The sequence below is a fragment of the Noviherbaspirillum sp. Root189 genome (assembly GCF_001428545.1).
GTDB lineage: Bacteria > Pseudomonadota > Gammaproteobacteria > Burkholderiales > Burkholderiaceae_D > Noviherbaspirillum.
The window spans coordinates 160,520-177,377 of sequence record NZ_LMHZ01000045.1 but is presented as its reverse complement, the minus strand read 5'-3'; the positions used below and the strand labels follow the sequence as shown (position 1 = coordinate 177,377).

14 protein-coding genes are annotated in these 16,858 nt (G+C 57.7%); 11 read left to right on the top strand and 3 right to left on the bottom strand.

The genetic code is table 11. The annotated features are described in order from the left end of the window. The first annotated feature begins 118 nt into the window (after positions 1 to 118). Both ASE07_RS22090 and fumC read left to right on the top strand, forming a co-directional pair. Entirely contained in the window at positions 119 to 3,007 is a 2,889-nt protein-coding gene (locus ASE07_RS22090) for a bifunctional diguanylate cyclase/phosphodiesterase (RefSeq protein WP_082584379.1), read from the top strand. A gap of 119 nt (positions 3,008 to 3,126) precedes the next feature. Further along, positions 3,127 to 4,518, top strand: a complete 1,392-nt coding sequence (fumC, locus tag ASE07_RS22085; RefSeq protein ID WP_057292982.1) for a class II fumarate hydratase — start codon at positions 3,127 to 3,129, stop codon at positions 4,516 to 4,518. A 40-nt stretch (positions 4,519 to 4,558) separates the two neighbouring features. On the opposite strand, the gene ASE07_RS22080 is transcribed toward fumC, so the two are convergent. Next, positions 4,559 to 5,461 (bottom strand): LysR family transcriptional regulator, encoded by a 903-nt coding sequence (locus ASE07_RS22080; protein ID WP_057292981.1) that lies wholly within the window; start codon positions 5,459 to 5,461, stop codon positions 4,559 to 4,561. A gap of 105 nt (positions 5,462 to 5,566) precedes the next feature. Here ASE07_RS22080 and ASE07_RS22075 point away from each other — a divergent pair, with 105 nt between their 5' ends. The 7 genes from ASE07_RS22075 to ASE07_RS22045 all read left to right on the top strand — a co-directional run bounded on the left by ASE07_RS22075 (position 5,567) and on the right by ASE07_RS22045 (position 12,518). Beyond that, positions 5,567 to 6,274 carry a histidine phosphatase family protein gene (locus tag ASE07_RS22075; protein WP_057292980.1) on the top strand — a complete coding sequence of 236 codons (708 nt, stop codon included), beginning with the start codon at positions 5,567 to 5,569 and terminating at the stop codon, positions 6,272 to 6,274. A 7-nt stretch (positions 6,275 to 6,281) separates the two neighbouring features. Next, on the top strand, positions 6,282 to 7,052 hold the full coding sequence (locus tag ASE07_RS22070; protein ID WP_057292979.1) for an SDR family oxidoreductase: 771 nt from the start codon (positions 6,282 to 6,284) through the stop codon (positions 7,050 to 7,052). 242 nt (positions 7,053 to 7,294) lie between these two features. Next, complete coding sequence (locus ASE07_RS22065; protein ID WP_057292978.1) at positions 7,295 to 8,125, top strand: SDR family NAD(P)-dependent oxidoreductase; 831 nt, start codon at positions 7,295 to 7,297, stop codon at positions 8,123 to 8,125. A 27-nt stretch (positions 8,126 to 8,152) separates the two neighbouring features. Then, positions 8,153 to 8,599, top strand: coding sequence for a PaaI family thioesterase (locus ASE07_RS22060; RefSeq protein ID WP_057292977.1), 447 nt, complete (start codon positions 8,153 to 8,155; stop codon positions 8,597 to 8,599). A 73-nt stretch (positions 8,600 to 8,672) separates the two neighbouring features. Next, on the top strand, positions 8,673 to 9,890 hold the full coding sequence (locus ASE07_RS22055; protein ID WP_057292976.1) for an acyl-CoA dehydrogenase family protein: 1,218 nt from the start codon (positions 8,673 to 8,675) through the stop codon (positions 9,888 to 9,890). Positions 9,891 to 9,898: 8 nt separating this feature from the next. Next, positions 9,899 to 10,663, top strand: a complete 765-nt coding sequence (locus tag ASE07_RS22050; protein ID WP_057292975.1) for an SDR family oxidoreductase — start codon at positions 9,899 to 9,901, stop codon at positions 10,661 to 10,663. Between the two features lie 127 nt (positions 10,664 to 10,790). Beyond that, positions 10,791 to 12,518, top strand: a complete 1,728-nt coding sequence (locus ASE07_RS22045; RefSeq protein WP_057292974.1) for a long-chain-fatty-acid--CoA ligase — start codon at positions 10,791 to 10,793, stop codon at positions 12,516 to 12,518. A gap of 286 nt (positions 12,519 to 12,804) precedes the next feature. Here the strand turns inward: ASE07_RS22045 and ASE07_RS22040 are convergent, their stop codons facing one another. Beyond that, positions 12,805 to 13,074: a GlsB/YeaQ/YmgE family stress response membrane protein gene (locus tag ASE07_RS22040; protein WP_057292973.1), complete on the bottom strand. Its 270-nt coding sequence runs from the start codon at positions 13,072 to 13,074 to the stop codon at positions 12,805 to 12,807. A 288-nt stretch (positions 13,075 to 13,362) separates the two neighbouring features. After that, on the bottom strand, positions 13,363 to 13,632 hold the full coding sequence (locus ASE07_RS22035) for a DUF2188 domain-containing protein (RefSeq protein ID WP_057292972.1): 270 nt from the start codon (positions 13,630 to 13,632) through the stop codon (positions 13,363 to 13,365). Positions 13,633 to 14,422: 790 nt separating this feature from the next. Here ASE07_RS22035 and ASE07_RS22025 point away from each other — a divergent pair. Together ASE07_RS22025 and ASE07_RS30520 are read left to right on the top strand one after the other, a co-directional pair. Further along, positions 14,423 to 14,749 carry a hypothetical protein gene (locus tag ASE07_RS22025; RefSeq protein WP_057292970.1) on the top strand — a complete coding sequence of 109 codons (327 nt, stop codon included), beginning with the start codon at positions 14,423 to 14,425 and terminating at the stop codon, positions 14,747 to 14,749. A 388-nt stretch (positions 14,750 to 15,137) separates the two neighbouring features. Then, on the top strand, positions 15,138 to 16,835 hold the full coding sequence (locus ASE07_RS30520) for a methyl-accepting chemotaxis protein (protein WP_057292969.1): 1,698 nt from the start codon (positions 15,138 to 15,140) through the stop codon (positions 16,833 to 16,835). The last annotated feature ends 23 nt before the right edge of the window (positions 16,836 to 16,858 follow it).

Genomic DNA, 16,858 nt, shown 5'->3' with positions numbered 1-16,858 from the left:
ACCGGCAATGGCTTTCCGATCGGTAATAAATCCGCTACTCTTGCAAATGCAAACGCGATCTGTGAATTGAGCAACCTGCCTCCGACTCACGCCGACACAAGACCAAACCGGAAATTGAATGCCCCGACCGCGCCTGTCATTTTCGTTCTCCCCGGCGGCGACGCTGGCACTTGTTGTCGGGCTGATCGCCACAACAGCGCTGTTTGTCAGCATGCGGCGTCTCGAGCATGACAAGATCGAACTCGACTTCCAGCAGCGTGCAAATGTTCGTATACTGACGATCCAGCAGCAACTTGACCAGACCATACAGGTCGTCAAGATGCTTAACCAGGTGTTCACTACCTTCGAGCCGGTCAGCCGCGAACAGTTTCGTCTCTTCACCTTGCCTTTGCTGCAGCGGCATTCCTATGTACAGGCATTCAATTTCCATCGGCTAGTGGCGGAAGATCAGCGCATCTCCTACGAGGAAGGCATGCGCCGCCTCTATCCCGGCTACGTGATGAACGAGCTTGAAAATGGTCGCGCCGTTCCCACCAAAGTCGCGACCGGTCACCTCGTGGTCGACTATATCGAGCCGCTGACCGGCAACGAGGCCGCACTTGGACTGGATGTGACACGCAACACCCATCTGTCAGAAGCCGTGCAGTGGGCCACCGATACCGGACAGCCGACGGCCACGTCGCTCCTCACGCTGGCTCAGGGAGGCGGCGTGGCCGGTTTTCTGGTCGTGATGCCGGTGTACCGGCATGGCGCTGCTCTCGACAGCGTTGAGGCGCGACGCGAAGCCGTCATTGGCGACACGGCCGCCGTCTTCAATGCTGCCACGCTGATTGACAAGATCCTTGGCGAGAACGGCATGCTGAACGATGCATCCCTGGATATCAGCGTCTATGCGAATGGTGAAGCGGACGACCGCCATCTCGCATTCCGTAAGCTTGCGGTCCCAGCCGAAAGCCGCCAGTCGCCGTTTGCCGGCATCCCAAACTGGCTGTTCCATGATCGTCCCGACCCCATCATCCATGACTTCGATGTTGCCGGGAGGCCCTGGAAGATTGTCGTTTCGCGCAGCGCCCAGCTATTTACCGAACGCCATAACGGCTCGCTGGCGACACTGATTGGCGGCATTCTCGTCAGTTTCCTGATCGCCGCCTATGTGCATACCCTGGCGTCGCGCTCGCGGCGCGTCCAGCGACTGGTGGAGCAGCGTACCTCGGAACTGAGTCTGGCCAATGCCATGCTGAAAGAGGATATCGCTGCACGTCGCCGTGTCGAAGATGCGCTCAATTTGCGCCAACGCGCGATCGAAGCCAGTGCGAACGCCATCATCATCACCACTGCGCAGGCGCCGCACTATCCGATCCAGTACGTCAATCCCGCCTTCGAACGCATTACCGGCTATGCGTCGAGCGATGTCATCGGCCGCAGCTGCAGCCTGTTGTGGGCCGATGATCATGACCAGCCTGCAATCCAGGAAATCCGCGCAGCCGTCCGGGAAAAGCGTGAATCGCGCTTTTCATTGCGTAACTACCGCAAGGACGGTCGCATGTTCTGGAGCGACGTCTATTTGGGGCCGGTACGCGATGATTCCGGCGAGATCAATCATTTCGTGGTGTCCCTGAACGACATCACCGCGACCAAACGCTATCAGGCCGAGCTTGAGTTCCAGGCCAATCGCGACACGCTGACCGGTCTCGCCAACCGCAACCTGCTGCAGGACCGGTTGCGTCAGGCCAGTGCGTATGCGGAACGCTATGGCCATCCGGTATGGGTACTGTTTTTCAATCTCGACCGCTTCAAGTTCGTCAACGATACGCTCGGACATCATGCCGGCGACCAGTTGCTGAAAGTTGTGGCGGAACGACTGCGCGGCGCAGTCCGTGAAACCGACACCATCGCCCGCTTGAGTGCGGATGAATTCGTACTGGTGCTGCCCGAACGCACCGAAGAGCACCTGTCGGCAGCGGTCGTACAGCGCATCATGGACGCCGCTGCGCGACCCATCGTGATGGAGTCCTATGAATTCGTCATGAACTCAAGTGTCGGCATTGCCGTGTGTCCAGCGGATGGAAGCGATGCCGAGACCCTGATCAAGCATGCTGGCATTGCAATGTATCGCGCCAAGGAAATTGGACGCAATAACTTCCAGTTTTATACGCCGGCGATGAACGAGCGCGCGATGGAGCGGCTTCGAATGGAAGGCGATTTGCGTAACGCATTGGAGCGGCAGGAATTCGTGCTGCACTTCCAGCCGCAGCTCAACCTCAAGACCGGTAGCCTGGTCGGCGTGGAAGCATTGATACGCTGGGAGCATCCGATGCTGGGCACGGTGCCGCCGGGTCGCTTCATTGAGCTGGCGGAAGAAATGGGATTGATCGTGCCGATCGGCGTATGGGTGCTCCGTACCGCCTGCATGCAGGGCGTGGCATGGCAGCGCGCTGGCCTGGGCAGCTTGCGCATTGCGGTCAACCTGTCCGCGCGCCAGTTCTACCAGCAAGACCTGGTCGCAACCGTGCGCGATATCCTTGAAGAAACCGGTCTGCCGCCGCAATTGCTCGAACTCGAACTGACTGAAAGCATGATGATGAGCGACGTCGAGGTGGCGGCCGCCATCCTGCGCGACCTGAAGGACATCGGCGTGCATCTTTCGATTGATGACTTCGGCACCGGTTATTCCAGCTTGTCTTATCTGAAGCGTTTTCCCATCGACCTGCTGAAGATCGATCAATCGTTCGTGCGCGATATTACGCTCGATCCGGACGATGCCGCCATCGTGCTCTCCATCATTTCGCTCGCACACAGCCTGCGGCTGGAGGTGATTGCCGAAGGCGTGGAAACGGAAGCGCAGCTTGCCTATCTGCAGAAACATGGCTGCGATTACATGCAGGGTTATTACTTTAGCCGTCCGCTGCCAGCAGAAGAATTCCTTCAGAGATTTTCGGCATCGGCGACCGGGCACAAGTTGATCACAAGCGACAGCGGCTTGCCGACCGCTGCTATCGACGGCTGATTCAGGTTCGTCATTCAAGCGCCTTCCGTGAAGAAAATATCACCTTGGGATATTTTGGCGCTGTGGGAACAGGGTTGCCCCTACAGGGATCGAAACAAGACCTTTAATGGAGAGCAAGCATGACCGATACGCGAACCGAACGCGATACCTTTGGCCCGATCGATGTTCCGGCCGACCGGCTATGGGGTGCGCAGACGCAGCGCTCGCTGCATCATTTCCATATATCCACCGAAAGGATGCCGTCCAGTCTCGTGCTGGCACTGGCGCAGGTCAAGCGCGCTTGCGCCGTCGTCAATCGCGACCTCGGCCAGCTTGATGCAAAAAAGGCGGAAGCGATCATCGAAGCAGCCGATGAGGTGATTGCAGGCCGGCATGATCAGGAATTTCCATTGTCGGTATGGCAGACCGGATCCGGTACCCAGAGCAACATGAACATGAACGAGGTGCTTGCCAATCGCGCATCCGAATTGTTAGGCGGCAAACGCGGGCAGGAACGCCTGGTGCATCCGAACGATGACGTCAACATGGGACAGTCGTCGAACGATATCTTTCCCACCGCCATGCATGTTGCAGCGGCATCGACTGTTGCGTCGACACTGGTGCCGGCGCTCGAACAGTTGCGCTCCACACTCGCGAGCAAATCTTCATCGTTCGACGACATCGTCAAAATCGGGCGTACGCATTTGCAGGATGCGACGCCATTGACGCTGGGCCAGGAATTTTCCGGTTATGTTGCTCAACTGGATCATGCGCAAGCGTTCGTATCGTCGATGTTGCCGGCCTTGTGCGAACTTGCCGTGGGCGGTACGGCGGTCGGAACCGGGCTCAATACCCATCGTGAATTCGGCGACCGCGTCGCTGCCGAACTATCGCGCGAACTCAAATTGCCGTTCAAGAGCGCGTCCAACAAGTTTGCCGCACTGGCTGGGCACGAAGCGATGCTTGCCGCGCACGGTGCCTTCAAGACCCTGGCCGCTGCATTGATGAAGATCGCCAATGATGTACGCTGGCTTGCTTCCGGACCACGCTCGGGACTCGGTGAAATCACCATTCCGGAAAACGAACCCGGCAGCTCCATCATGCCGGGCAAGGTTAATCCCACACAATGCGAAGCGATGACCATGTTGTGTTGCCAGGTGTTTGGCAACGACGTCGCGATCAATTTTGGCGGTGCATCCGGCAATTTTGAATTGAACGTTTTCAAGCCAATGATCGCGCATAACTTCCTGCAGAGCGTACGCCTGCTCGCGGATGGCATGCTGAGCTTTGAAGAGCATTGCGCGCGTGGCATCGAAGCCAACCGCGATCGTATCTCGGAATTGATGGGGCGCTCGCTGATGCTGGTGACCGCATTGGCGCCGCATATCGGCTACGACAAGGCTGCCCAGATCGCCAAGCGTGCGCATCATGATGGCACGACGCTCAAAGAAGCCGCGTTGACGCTCGGCTTTGTGAGCGAGCAGGATTTTGACAAATGGGTGAGGGCAGAAGAAATGATTGGTCCGCGCTAAGGCTGAAAGGCAGCTTCAACCTGATGCGGCTAACACGCGCTCAGTCGTGAACCGACTGCATCACCTGTTCGCGGAACCAGATGTTGGCAGGGTCCTTGTCGACATTGGCATGCCAGTACAGAAACACATCGAAGGCCGGTACTTCAACAGGAAACGGCAGGATCTGATTGTCAAACTGCCGGTTCGCGATATGCGCATAGCGGCCGGGCATGGTCAGTACCATGTCGGTCTGGCTGACCACACGGCAAGCGGCAAAATAATGCTGGCAGCGCAGCCGGATATGCCGCTCCAGGCCGATCCGGCTCAGTTCGAAATCCTCCAGTCCGGGGCCACGGCGACGCGAGCTTGCGAGGATATGGTCCTGCTTCATGTAGGTATCGATGTCGAGCGCGCCGTCGATGTCGGGATGGCCCTTGCGCGCGACCACCACCGTTGCATCGCTATAGATGCGGGTATGCATGATGTCGCTCGATAGCGGCAGCAAGACATCGATTGCGCCGTCCAGCGTGCCGGCGGCCAGTTCGGTTTCCAGTTCACGTCGTTCGACATGGCTGGCAGCAAGATCCACCATTGGCGCGCTATCGCGCATGCGCAGCATCAGCGGAGGCAGGATGGTCGCTTCCAGCACATCGCGCAAGGCGATGTTGAAGCGCTTGTGCGCGGTTGCCGGTTCGAAACTATGCACGCCGTTCAAGGTGACTTCCAGGCCCCGCAGCGACCTGCGGATTGGATCGATGATGGTCCGTGCCAGCGGGGTGGACACCATCGTATGCCCCTGACGCACGAATAAAGGATCGTCAAACATCTGACGCAGCCTGCCCAGTGCATGGCTGATCGCCGGTTGCGTAAGGTTCAGCTTCTGGCTCGCACGTGTCACGCTGCCTTCGGTATAGATCGCATCGAAGACGATGAACAGGTTGAGGTCGACCCGGGATATATGCATGGAATTTATGGATGGTGATAATAACTATTCATTTGATAGATTCTAACCGTAGCGATATGCTCTTCACAACCCGCTATTCAGGCGGTTAGCCAAGGGAAGTACGCAATGGGACAGATCTACCTCGTCCGCCATGGACAAGCTTCATTCGGTAGTGCGAACTACGACCAGTTGTCCGAGCTGGGCCACGAGCAGGCCCGCTTGCTGGGCGAATGGTTCGCCAGTACCCATCAGACCTTCGATTGTGTTGTTACCGGCGGCATGAAGCGCCATCGCCAGACTGCCGACGCCTGCCTCGCGGTATTGCCGAAATCTCATCGAGTCAATACTGAATGGCTGACCGATCCTGATTTCAATGAATATGACCACCACGAGATCATGGTGCGCCACCGGCCGGATTTTGACGACCCGGACGAGGTGAAGCGCTTCCTTACCTCCAGCCCAAAAGCTAAATACGCCTTCCAGGATATCTTCCAGGTATCGATGTCGCGCTGGATGAGCGGCGAGTACGACCGTGAATATCGCGAACCCTGGCCGGCATTCAAGCAGCGCTGCGTCGGCGCATTGCGTCGCGTGATGGATGGCGCGGAAAAGTCGCAGAGCATCATTGTATTTACGTCGGGTGGCACGATTTCCACCATCTGCCAGCATGTGCTTGGCTTGCAGGACAAGCAGGTGGCCGAACTCAACTGGACGCTGGTGAACTGCGCGGTGACCAAGCTGCTGTTCCAGCCGGGCCGCGTCACCCTCAGTACCCTCAACAGCTATGCCCATCTCGAATGGCTGGGCAAACCTCACACCATTACCTATCGTTAGGACCAGCATGACAAACGCAAACCTGTTCGACCTGTCCGGAAAAATCGCCCTCGTTACCGGCGCCAGCCGCGGCATCGGTGAATCGATCGCGAAGACGCTTGCTGCCTACGGCGCCCATGTGATCGTCTCCAGCCGCAAGGTGGAATCCTGCGAAACGGTCGTCGCCGCGATCCGCGACGCCGGCGGTTCGGCTGAAGCCATGGCTTGCCACATCGGCGAGATGGCGCAGATCGAAGCGGTGTTCGCCGCCATCGGGGAAAAGCATGGCCGGCTCGATATCCTGGTCAATAACGCCGCCACCAATCCGTATTTCGGCCCGATCGTCGACACCGACTTGTCGTCGTTCCAGAAAACCCTGGACGTCAACATCCGCGGCTACTTCTACAGCTCGGTCAATGGCATCAAGCTGATGACAAAGAATGGCGGCGGCAGCATCGTCAACGTCGCTTCGGTCAACGGCGTCATCCCGGGCGACATGCAGGGCATCTATTCGATCACCAAGGCAGCCGTGATTTCCATGACCCAGGCATTCGCCAAGGAGTGCGCGCAATCCGGTGTGCGGGTCAATGCATTGCTGCCTGGCGCAACCGATACCAAGTTCGCCTCGGCGCTGGTGCACAATCCCGAGGTGCTTAACAAAATGATGCCGCACGTGCCGATGCGTCGTGTCGCGCATCCCGACGAGATGGCCGGCGCGGTGCTCTACCTCGTGTCGAATGCATCCAGCTACACCACGGGCACGGCATTGAACGTCGACGGCGGGTATTTGCTCGGCTAGGTTGATCGAATCAGCGAATCAGCGAATCAGCGAATCAGCGAATCAGCAGGTGGAAGTGAGTATGGCAGGAGACAAAGCAACACAATAAAACGGCAGCGGGGCAGGGTGACCTGTCCCGCCAAGCCGACCTCCTCCGGCTGCAATCCCTCAGTCAACCGGTAACTCGGTAAATCAATGCGCATGACAGGCATCGGCCACCAAAAAAGGCCGATCGGTTTCGCGCGCCCATAGGATCGAATCACATGAAAAACCTTCAGATCAAAGTCGCCGTCATTACTGGCGCCGCCAGCGGATTCGGGCGTGAGCTGGCCATTGCCTGTGCCGGCGAAGGCATGTCGCTGGCACTGACCGATATCGATGAAAAGAATCTGCAGGGGACGGTCGAACTGCTGCCACCCGGCACGCCTGTGCTGGCGATGAAGTGCGATGTCGCCAAAGCGGATCAGGTCGAGCAGCTCGCCGTGGCGACGTACGAACGTTTCGGCGCCTCACACCTGCTGTTCAACAATGCCGGCGTGCTGGTGGGCGGTCCATTATGGACCGCAACCACGCAGGACTGGGAATGGATGCTCGGCATCAATGTGATGGGCGTGGCGCATGGTATTCGCAGCTTCGTCCCACGCATGCTGCAGCAGAAAGACGAGTGCCACATCGTCAATACTTCCTCGGTAGCCGGGCTGCTGTCTGTGCCTGGCGGCGGAATCTATTGCGCGACCAAGCACGCGGTCGTGACGATGTCCGAATGCCTGGATCAGGAGCTGCGCGCTGAACAGGCGTCGATCGGTGTCTCCGTCTTGTGCCCGGCCTTTGTGCCGACCGGCATTGCCGATGCCGCGCGCAACCGGCCCGCAGAGCTGGGCGAGGCCAATCCGCTCAACGCCGGATTCGAAGAGCAGACTCGCAAGGCAACGCAAGCCGGCAAGATCAGCGCCAGCGACATCGCCCGCATCACGCTCGATGCGGTGAAGGAAGGGCGTTTCTACATCCTTCCGCACCAGAAGATCAAGGGCGCTATCGAAACCCGCATGCGTGACATTCTCGACGAACGCAGCCCGACCCGCACTGCCCCCTGATTCGCTTCTTCACCCAAGGAGAACAGCATGCAAGCCACACACCAGCCGTCCAACGCGGCCTATGCGGAAACCCTGACACGCTCAGTGCTGGCCATGCCGATGGCACGCGCGCTGGGCTTGCAATTTTCCAGCGTGGCACCAGGGAGCGTGGAAATTGAAATCCCTTACCACGAGCAGTTCAGCTTTCGCCCGGGGCAATTGCAGGCAACCGCCATTTTTGCCGCAGCCGATTTCGCAGCGATCGCAGCGGCTGGAACCTTGCTTCCGCCAGGATGGATCAATGCCAGCATCGACTGTACCTTGAAGATCGTCGGACCGGCGAACGGCGAAAAACTCGTGGCACGCGGACGCGTCATCAATGCAGGCAAGCTGATCACGGTCAGCAGTGCCGAGGTGTTCTCGGTGCGAAATGGTGAGGAAAGCCTGTGCGCGACGGCGCTGGCAACGGCACGCAATATCGAACTGAAACAGTAGCAGCAGAAACAGCAACATCTAACCGATTCAAACGACCCAACTCGCGCAAAGCGCAACCTACAAGGAGCACGCCATGGACTTCCAGTACAGCCCCAAAGTCAAAGATTTGCAGAAACGCCTGATCGCCTTCATGGACGAGCATGTCTATCCGAATGAAGACCGATACTATGCGGAAGTGCAGGCCAACCGCGACAAGGGCAACCCTTGGGTGCCTACCGTGGTGATCGAAGAGCTGAAGGAAAGAGCGCGCGCGCAAGGCCTGTGGAATCTGTTCCTGCCCGAATCGCATCGTGGCGCCGGCCTGACCAACCTGGAATATGCGCCGCTGTGCGAAATCATGGGTCGGGCGCTGTGGTCGGCGGAAGTATTCAACTGTTCCGCGCCTGACACGGGCAATATGGAAACACTGGAGCGCTACGCCAGCGAAGAGCTCAAGCAGCAATGGCTGCAGCCGCTGCTGGAAGGCAAGATCCGCTCTTGCTTCGCCATGACGGAACCGGCAGTCGCCTCGTCGGATGCAACCAATATCGAAGCGTCGATCGTACGCGACGGTGACGAGTATGTGATCAATGGCCGCAAATGGTGGTCGTCCGGCGCCAACGACCCGCGCTGCAAGGTCTTTATCTTCATGGGCAAGACCGATCCGGCTAATCCGAACCGCCACCTGCAGCAATCGATGATTGTCGTCCCGCGCGACACACCGGGCGTCACCGTGCTGCGCCACCTGCCAGTCTTCGGCTATGACGATGCTCCGCACGGTCACGGCGAAGTGCTGTTTGAAAACGTTCGCGTTCCGGCGTCCAACATCCTACTCGGAGAAGGTCGCGGCTTCGAAATTGCGCAAGGCCGTCTGGGACCTGGCCGCATCCACCACTGCATGCGCCTGATCGGCCTTGCCGAACGCGCGCTGGAAGATATGTGCAAGCGCACGCTCAAGCGTGTCGCCTTCGGCAAGCCGGTGGCCGAACAAACCGTCACACTGGAGCGTATCGCCGACGCGCGCATCCTGATCGACCAGGCCCGCTTCCTGGTACTCAATGCCGCTTACATGATGGATACGGTAGGCAACAAAGTTGCCGCCAAAGAAATTGCAATGATCAAGGTCGCTGCGCCGAACATGGCTTGCCAGGTGATCGACTGGGCGATCCAGGCGCATGGCGGCGGCGGCGTGACCAGCGATTTCGGATTGGCGTATTCTTATGCGCAGGCGCGCACGCTGCGTCTGGCTGACGGTCCGGATGAAGTCCATCGCAACCAGATCGGCAAGCTCGAACTGAAGAAATACAAATAAGGAGCAACATGACAGGCAAGACATTTGCAGGCAAGTCGGTGCTGGTCACTGGTGGCGGAAGCGGAATAGGCCGTGCCGCAGCCTTGTCCTTCGCGGCGGAGGGTGCGCGCGTCGCGGTGTCCGATGTCGATGCCACCGGCGGCGAACAGACCGTGTCGCTGATCGCCCAGGCCGGCGGCGACGCAATCTTCATCCGCGCCGACGTATCGCAGTCGGCGCAGGTGCAGGCCATGATCGACACGGTGGTATCGCGTTTCGGCAGGCTGGATTGCGCGTTCAATAACGCCGGCATCGAAATCGAGCATCAGCCGCTGGCGGAGTCTGATGAAGCCACCTTCGATCGCATCATGAATGTCAACGTCAAAGGCGTATGGCTGTGCATGAAGCACGAGATTGCACAAATGCTGAAGCAGGGTGGAGGCAGTATCGTCAATACGGCATCGGTTGCCGGCCTGGTTGGTGCACCGACTCAGCCCATCTATGCCGGCAGCAAACATGCGGTGGTCGGCATGACCAGGACCGCTGCAGCGGAGTACGGACGCGCCGGCATCCGCATCAATGCGGTCTGCCCCGGCGTGATTCGCACACCGATGATGGACCGTGCGATTGAACGCGAGCCCCGTCGGCAAAAGATGATCGAGAAGATCCATCCGATCGGCCGCCTCGGCGAAGCGCAAGAGATCGGCAATGCGGCGCTCTGGCTGTTGTCGGATAGTGCGTCGTTCGTCACCGGCCATCAACTCGCCGTGGATGGAGGGCTGACGGCCATTTGACGATAGATCGTTTACCGTCTCGTCCAATGAGGATGAAGCGCTGTTTCCCCTGTCATTCCGGTCGCGATGCGCATCGTGACCGGAATGATCTGCATTTTACAAAACGATAATTCAGGAGACTGCAGGCATGACAGCAAAAGCAATGACCTCAAAAGCAATGACCTTTCCGTGGATCAAATCCTACCCGGCCGGGGTGCGCTGGGATGCGCCACTGCCCACCATGCCGGTGCCACAACTGCTGGATGAGGCGGCGGCGAAATGGCCTGAGAATGATGCCATTCAATTCATGGGACGCAAGATCACTTACCGTGAGTTGCTGCAGCTCGTGAACCAGGCCGCAAAAGGGTTTCAGTCGCTAGGCGTCAAGCCCGGTGTGCATGTCGGTTTGTTCCTGCCCAATACGCCGCATTACGTCATCAGCTTTTTCGGTGTGCTGAAGGCGGGCGGCACGGTCGTCAATTATTCGCCGCTGGATGCGGAAAAGGTGCTAGAACATAAGGTCGGTGACAGCCGAACCGATATCATCGTCACGCTCGACCTGGAAGTGCTGTATCCGCAGATGCAAAAGCTGCTTGGCAAGACCCGTCTGCAAAAGCTCGTTATTGGCAGCATTGGTGAAATGTCTGCTCATCCTGCGGCAGTGCAGGAACAGATGAACAAGGCCGGGCTGCTGGCCACGATCGGGAAAGACGATCAGCATTTGAGTTTTACCGACTTGCTGGACAACAACGGCGACTTTACGACCCATCCGATTGGCGATGTGCACGATACCATCGCGGTGCTGCAGTACACCGGCGGCACTACCGGCCTTCCCAAAGGCGCCATGCTTACGCATGCCAATCTCACCGCCGCCTGCAGCCAGATCAAGGCAATTGTCAGCGGCGAGCCAAAGGTGCTGGAGGAGGGCCGGGAGAGAGTGCTCGCGGTACTTCCGCTGTTCCATATCTATGCGCTTACGGTGAACATGCTGTTCGGCATCCAGATGGGTGCGGAAATCATTCTGCATACCCGGTTCGATGTCGAGGCGGTGGTGCGCGATCTGTCCGAGAAAAGGGTCACCGTGTTTCCCGGTGTGCCGACGATGTACACGGCGATCATCAACTATCCGGATATCGGTAACTATGATCTGAGTTCGCTGAAGTTTTGCGGGTCCGGCGGTGCGCCGCTGCCCGTCGAGGTCAACCAGAACTTCCAGCGGCTGACCGGTTGCTCTCTGGTGGAAGGATGGGGCATGACCGAGACTTCCCCCACAGGCACGTTCACGCCAGTGTATGGGATCCAGAAGGTAGGCTCATGCGGCATGCCGACAGTCGGCGTGGAACTCAGGTTTGTGGATGTCGATGATCCGCGCAAGGAAGTTCCGCTGGGCGAACGCGGTGAAATGTGCATCAAGGGGCCGAACGTCATGAAAGGTTACTGGAACCGGCCGGAAGCGACCGCGGCATCGATGACCGAGGACGGATTCTTTCGTACCGGCGATGTCGCCTACATGGATGAAGACGGTTTTGTTTTCATCGTCGACCGCACCAAGGACATGATCCTCTGCGGCGGCTACAACGTCTACCCGCGTATTATTGAAGAAGCGATTTACGAGCATCCCTCCGTGGCAGAGGTCAGCGTGATCGGTGTGCCCGATGCGTACCGCGGTCAGTCGCCCAAGGCCTTTATCGCGCTCAAGCAAGGCGCGCCGGATCTGACACTGGATGAGCTGAAGACTTTCCTCAAGCGCAGGCTCGGAAAACACGAGATGGTGCAGGATATCGAGATCCGCAAGGAGTTGCCAAAGACGCCGGTCGGCAAGTTGTCGAAGAAAGAACTGTACGAAGAAGAAGCGCGCAAGCGTTCGACGTCCTGAGTTTAGGCACATCGCCGTAACATCACGCAAATGATCAGGCGGCAGGCATGTAAGTGCTTGCCGCTTGTGCCTTGTGCGGACTGTATTGCGTATGTTCGTTGCGGCTGAAGCGAGCGAAGGAAGAAGAGGAAAGAAAGAGGAGGGAAGGTGGCGCAGGACACTGTCGGGAGACCAGTATCCTGCGCCATCGGATCAGCGCTGGAATGCAAGCCGGGCGATCCGTTTAATCATGATTCATATTGCATGAATCACGGGTGACACAGAGAGCTGATGTTATCCAGCTCTCTTAGCGGGGCGTCCCGCGACGGAGCAGGTTCACAATGGCCAGCAGGATCACTGCGCCAAGGAACGACACAAGCAGCGACGAGATACTAAAGTCATTCTGATTGATGGTTCCGGTTCCAAACAGCGGTGCGAGCAGCCAACCGCCGAGGAGTGCGCCTACAATACCGACGATGATGTTCAGGAACATGCCTTGGCTGGCATCCGTACGCATCACCAGGCTGGCGAGCCAGCCGAGAATACCACCGACAACAATCCAGATAATAAAATTCATTTTTACCTCCTATGTATGTTGATAGACTGGCTACTTCAATAGACTAGCTGTTAATGAATTGGTTCATGCACCGGCGCCGTCCTTCAGTTTGTTCAGCGTCATGAAAACGCGATGTATTGTGTCCTCATGACCGCTGCGAAAAGACTGTGCAAACGCGGTGAGCACTCCCGTAACCCGAGAATCAGATCGCACATGACCAGCCCTGCAGGACGGGATGCAAGTAACGTGCGATGGGGTGCTGTTGGCGTTCATACGAATCTGCTTACGGCAGGCTTCCGCGCCGGACAGTCAACCGGTGCTGTCACCCGGACGGCTTGCCCCGTCCAGGTTGCGTTGACCATCGATCTGCATCGGGAGCGGCGAAAATCCATCGTCGTCCTCGACCAGAGCTGTGGCTCCCGGTGTGGCGCTCCTTAGCGCCGCGGCATAGGCATAGGCATCCTCCTTTCCATTAAACGAAGCGAGTGGTTGATCAAAGCCTTTTTCTGCGACATCCCATTTACCGTGTAGGCCAGGAGACACGTAGATCACCAATGTCTCTTGCTGCTCGAATCTCATTACCTGTTCTCCTGCCTTTAAACAAAGATCAAGCCTTACATCTGGACCGCACCGTAGCGGCATAAGCGCTTACGCTTGCCTGTCCGCTTTACTGTGCAGACAAACTGATGCTAAGGAGGTTGATGCGTTTCGTTTGCCAACTTCGGTCTGTCGCTCATCGTTGTGCCTGACCTGGTCAAGATATCCAGGCGCACGCCGTTATAGTTGCCTGATGGCTCTATCATCACCAGGGCTTTTCCGGCATTGCAGGATTCCTGCCAGCCTAGAGTGCTGACACGCAAACATGAAGAGGGGAGTACGGTTACGGACACTCCACTGCTCTGTCATTCTTCGTTTTTCCGGCATGCGGTCGTCTGCAATGGTCTCGTACTGCATAACGATTTCCTTTCACAGGTAAAGGACAGACCCGTCAGTCGATGTTTGAAGCTTGAGAGAGCTAGTGCAAATCCTGTGCCCGTATCGAAATGGAGGGATTTGTTGAGCTGATAGTTCTTTTGGCAATTTGCTCGTGTAAATGTTCCAAGCGCAGTTGAAAACAATACAGGCAAGGCATCGGCATTCCGCATGGGAATATTTAGTCGGCATGAATCTGCATGATTTCGGGAACTGTCTTGCCCTAAAAGAAACGAAGAGTGCAGGAGACAAATTTTTTAAATGGAAATTTGCGCTGTCGCAGAAGGCCAGAAAATCTCTGTGAAATCGTGCCGCAGCAGGAAACTTAATCAGGGTCAAGTTGTCATTTGTTACACCCGAGTACGATCGGTTACAACATTTACTACAGGAGTAAATCATGACTGAACACGCGCTGGCAGGACAAGAAAGCTACGATCCCAATCGACTGCTCGACACTCTGCTCGAAAAGATGAACCTCAAGAACGACGCTGCTCTTTCCCGCATGCTGGAAGTTGCGCCGCCGGTAATCAGCAAGATCCGTCACCGTCGTCTGCCGATCGGCGCTTCGCTACTGATCCGTATGCATGAAACCACGGGTATGAGCATTCGCGAACTGCGCGACCTGATGGGTGATCGTCGCACCAAGTACCGCTTGAGCGACGCACAAGGCAAACCGAAGCCGGCTGCCGACGCGCCTCAGCCAAACCAGCCCAGCTTCCACTAAGGACGATTTCGCCTTGCACCAGCACTGTGACAGCATCGCAGGCTGATGCAAGGCAGGAGCCCCGGCATGCGACGCTTGCCGGCTGCTGAATCGATCGTCTTCAGGCAATGATGCATGGCGCGTGCACGTCGGTCCTCTCGCAGTGACCGACGTAACAAGCTTCTCCCTTCTCTTTTTTCCGGTCCTGCAGTTGTTCCCCGCAACGTCTTTGGCACTATTGCAAAGGGCGCTCGCTGTTTCCCTGGCTTCCCTGTTGTTGCTTCATTGAAATGTTGACCGAGATCAAGGTTTTTAACGTTTCGCCTGCCTATCCTGCTTTCCTCGTACATTGAACCGAAACGATGCGTCGCCATGCTGGCAGACCGCGCGGTTCCTTACAGGGAAAGCCATGTTACGCAATCTGTCCATCAAGTCCCGCCTCATCTTTGTTGTCGCATTCCTTTCCCTGATGTGTATTTCCGGCGCGGTGATCGGCCTGGGCAGCCTGCTCATCGCCAATCAGGGCCTGGAGAGTAATTATGAACATCGCCTTGTGCCGCTGGCCCGTCTTGATCGCCTGGTACGGATGATCGATCAAAACCATTTTGCCGTGGCACAGGCACTGAGCTCGGAGCCAACAGCAATCGCTGCCGAAATGGACGCGGTTGACAGTCGCATTCAAGAAATCAGCGCCGGCTGGAACACGCTGATGCAGGACATGAAGGACACCATCACGCCCGACGAGCAGGCACTGGCCGATCGCTTCGTGAGCAGCCGCAAGACCTATGTCGAGCAAGGCCTGAAACCGGCCACCTCGGCTTTGCGTGCGAATGACATCGCGCAGGCAACGCGCTTGATGCGCGGCCCGATGGCCGAGCAGATGAAGGCGATGACCGAGGCTGCCAACACCTTCATGCAATACCAGGAGCAGGCCGCAAAAAAGGACTATGAAAAAAACCAGGAAATCTATGTCTGGGTGCGTAACGCCTGCCTTTCCGGCATGGTGTTCGCGGTCCTGCTGGGTACCTGCATCTGCGTCTGGCTGGTGCGCGCCATCGCACGCCCGCTGGCTGATGCGGTGGATGTGGCGAGACGTGTCGCCGCCGGTGATCTGACCAAGGACATTGTCGTCACTTCGTCCGACGAGACCGGGCAATTGCTGCAGGCATTAAAGGAAATGAATCAAAGCCTGGTGCGCATCGTGACCGAAGTGCGCGGCGGCACCGAGACCATCGCAACGGCGTCCAGCCAGATTGCCTCGGGCAATCTCGACTTGTCGGCACGGACTGAAACCCAGGCTGCGTCGCTGGAAGAAACCGCCTCCTCGATGGAAGAACTGACCTCGACCGTGCGGCAGAATGCCGACAGTGCGCAACAGGCCAACTCGCTCGCCGTGTCAGCCTCGGAAGTGGCCATCAAAGGCGGCGCGGTCGTATCGCAGGTGGTCGATACCATGGGTTCGATCAATACGTCGGCCAGGAAGATCGTCGACATCATCGGCGTGATCGACAGTATCGCTTTCCAGACCAATATCCTGGCGCTGAATGCCGCTGTGGAAGCCGCCCGTGCCGGCGAACAGGGCAAGGGATTCGCGGTTGTCGCGACCAAAGTGCGTCAGCTTGCGCAGCGGTCCGCCGCCGCCGCCCGGGAAATCAAGGCATTGATCGACGACTCGGTGGAAAAGGTAGACCTCGGCGCAAAGCTGGTGGACCAGGCAGGCGCCACGATGCAGGAAATCGTCGACAGCGTCGGTCGCGTGACCCACATCATGGGTGAAATTTCTGTCGCCAGCAAAGAGCAGACCGACGGTATTGAACAGGTTAATCAGGCGATTACGCAGATGGATGAAGTAACCCAGCAAAACGCCGCACTGGTTGAGGAAGCGGCTGCTGCGGCAGCCTCCCTGCAGGATCAGGCGGTCGGCCTGTCGCATGTGGTCAGCGTGTTCAAGCTCACCGCAAACACGCCCGCGGCAAGCGCAAACATTGTGCCTATTGTGCCGCTGATGCGCAAACCGGCACTGAAGGCGGTAGTCGCTCCCACACCACGTGCGCAGCGGGTCGCGAACCTGTCGCCGGTTGCTGGCAGTGACTGGGAAGAATTCTGAAGTGATGGGTTGGGATTGGTATT

Bases quoted from the DNA above. Each gene is read 5' to 3' on its own strand.
- ASE07_RS22090 (WP_082584379.1), top strand. From the start codon at position 119: ATGCCCCGACCGCGCCTGTCATTTTCGTTCTCCCCGGCGGCGACGCTG.
- fumC (WP_057292982.1), top strand. From the start codon at position 3,127: ATGACCGATACGCGAACCGAACGCGATACCTTTGGCCCGATCGATGTT.
- ASE07_RS22080 (WP_057292981.1), bottom strand. From the start codon at position 5,461: ATGCATATATCCCGGGTCGACCTCAACCTGTTCATCGTCTTCGATGCG.
- ASE07_RS22075 (WP_057292980.1), top strand. From the start codon at position 5,567: ATGGGACAGATCTACCTCGTCCGCCATGGACAAGCTTCATTCGGTAGT.
- ASE07_RS22070 (WP_057292979.1), top strand. From the start codon at position 6,282: ATGACAAACGCAAACCTGTTCGACCTGTCCGGAAAAATCGCCCTCGTT.
- ASE07_RS22065 (WP_057292978.1), top strand. From the start codon at position 7,295: ATGAAAAACCTTCAGATCAAAGTCGCCGTCATTACTGGCGCCGCCAGC.
- ASE07_RS22060 (WP_057292977.1), top strand. From the start codon at position 8,153: ATGCAAGCCACACACCAGCCGTCCAACGCGGCCTATGCGGAAACCCTG.
- ASE07_RS22055 (WP_057292976.1), top strand. From the start codon at position 8,673: ATGGACTTCCAGTACAGCCCCAAAGTCAAAGATTTGCAGAAACGCCTG.
- ASE07_RS22050 (WP_057292975.1), top strand. From the start codon at position 9,899: ATGACAGGCAAGACATTTGCAGGCAAGTCGGTGCTGGTCACTGGTGGC.
- ASE07_RS22045 (WP_057292974.1), top strand. From the start codon at position 10,791: ATGACAGCAAAAGCAATGACCTCAAAAGCAATGACCTTTCCGTGGATC.
- ASE07_RS22040 (WP_057292973.1), bottom strand. From the start codon at position 13,074: ATGAATTTTATTATCTGGATTGTTGTCGGTGGTATTCTCGGCTGGCTC.
- ASE07_RS22035 (WP_057292972.1), bottom strand. From the start codon at position 13,632: ATGAGATTCGAGCAGCAAGAGACATTGGTGATCTACGTGTCTCCTGGC.
- ASE07_RS22025 (WP_057292970.1), top strand. From the start codon at position 14,423: ATGACTGAACACGCGCTGGCAGGACAAGAAAGCTACGATCCCAATCGA.
- ASE07_RS30520 (WP_057292969.1), top strand. From the start codon at position 15,138: ATGTTACGCAATCTGTCCATCAAGTCCCGCCTCATCTTTGTTGTCGCA.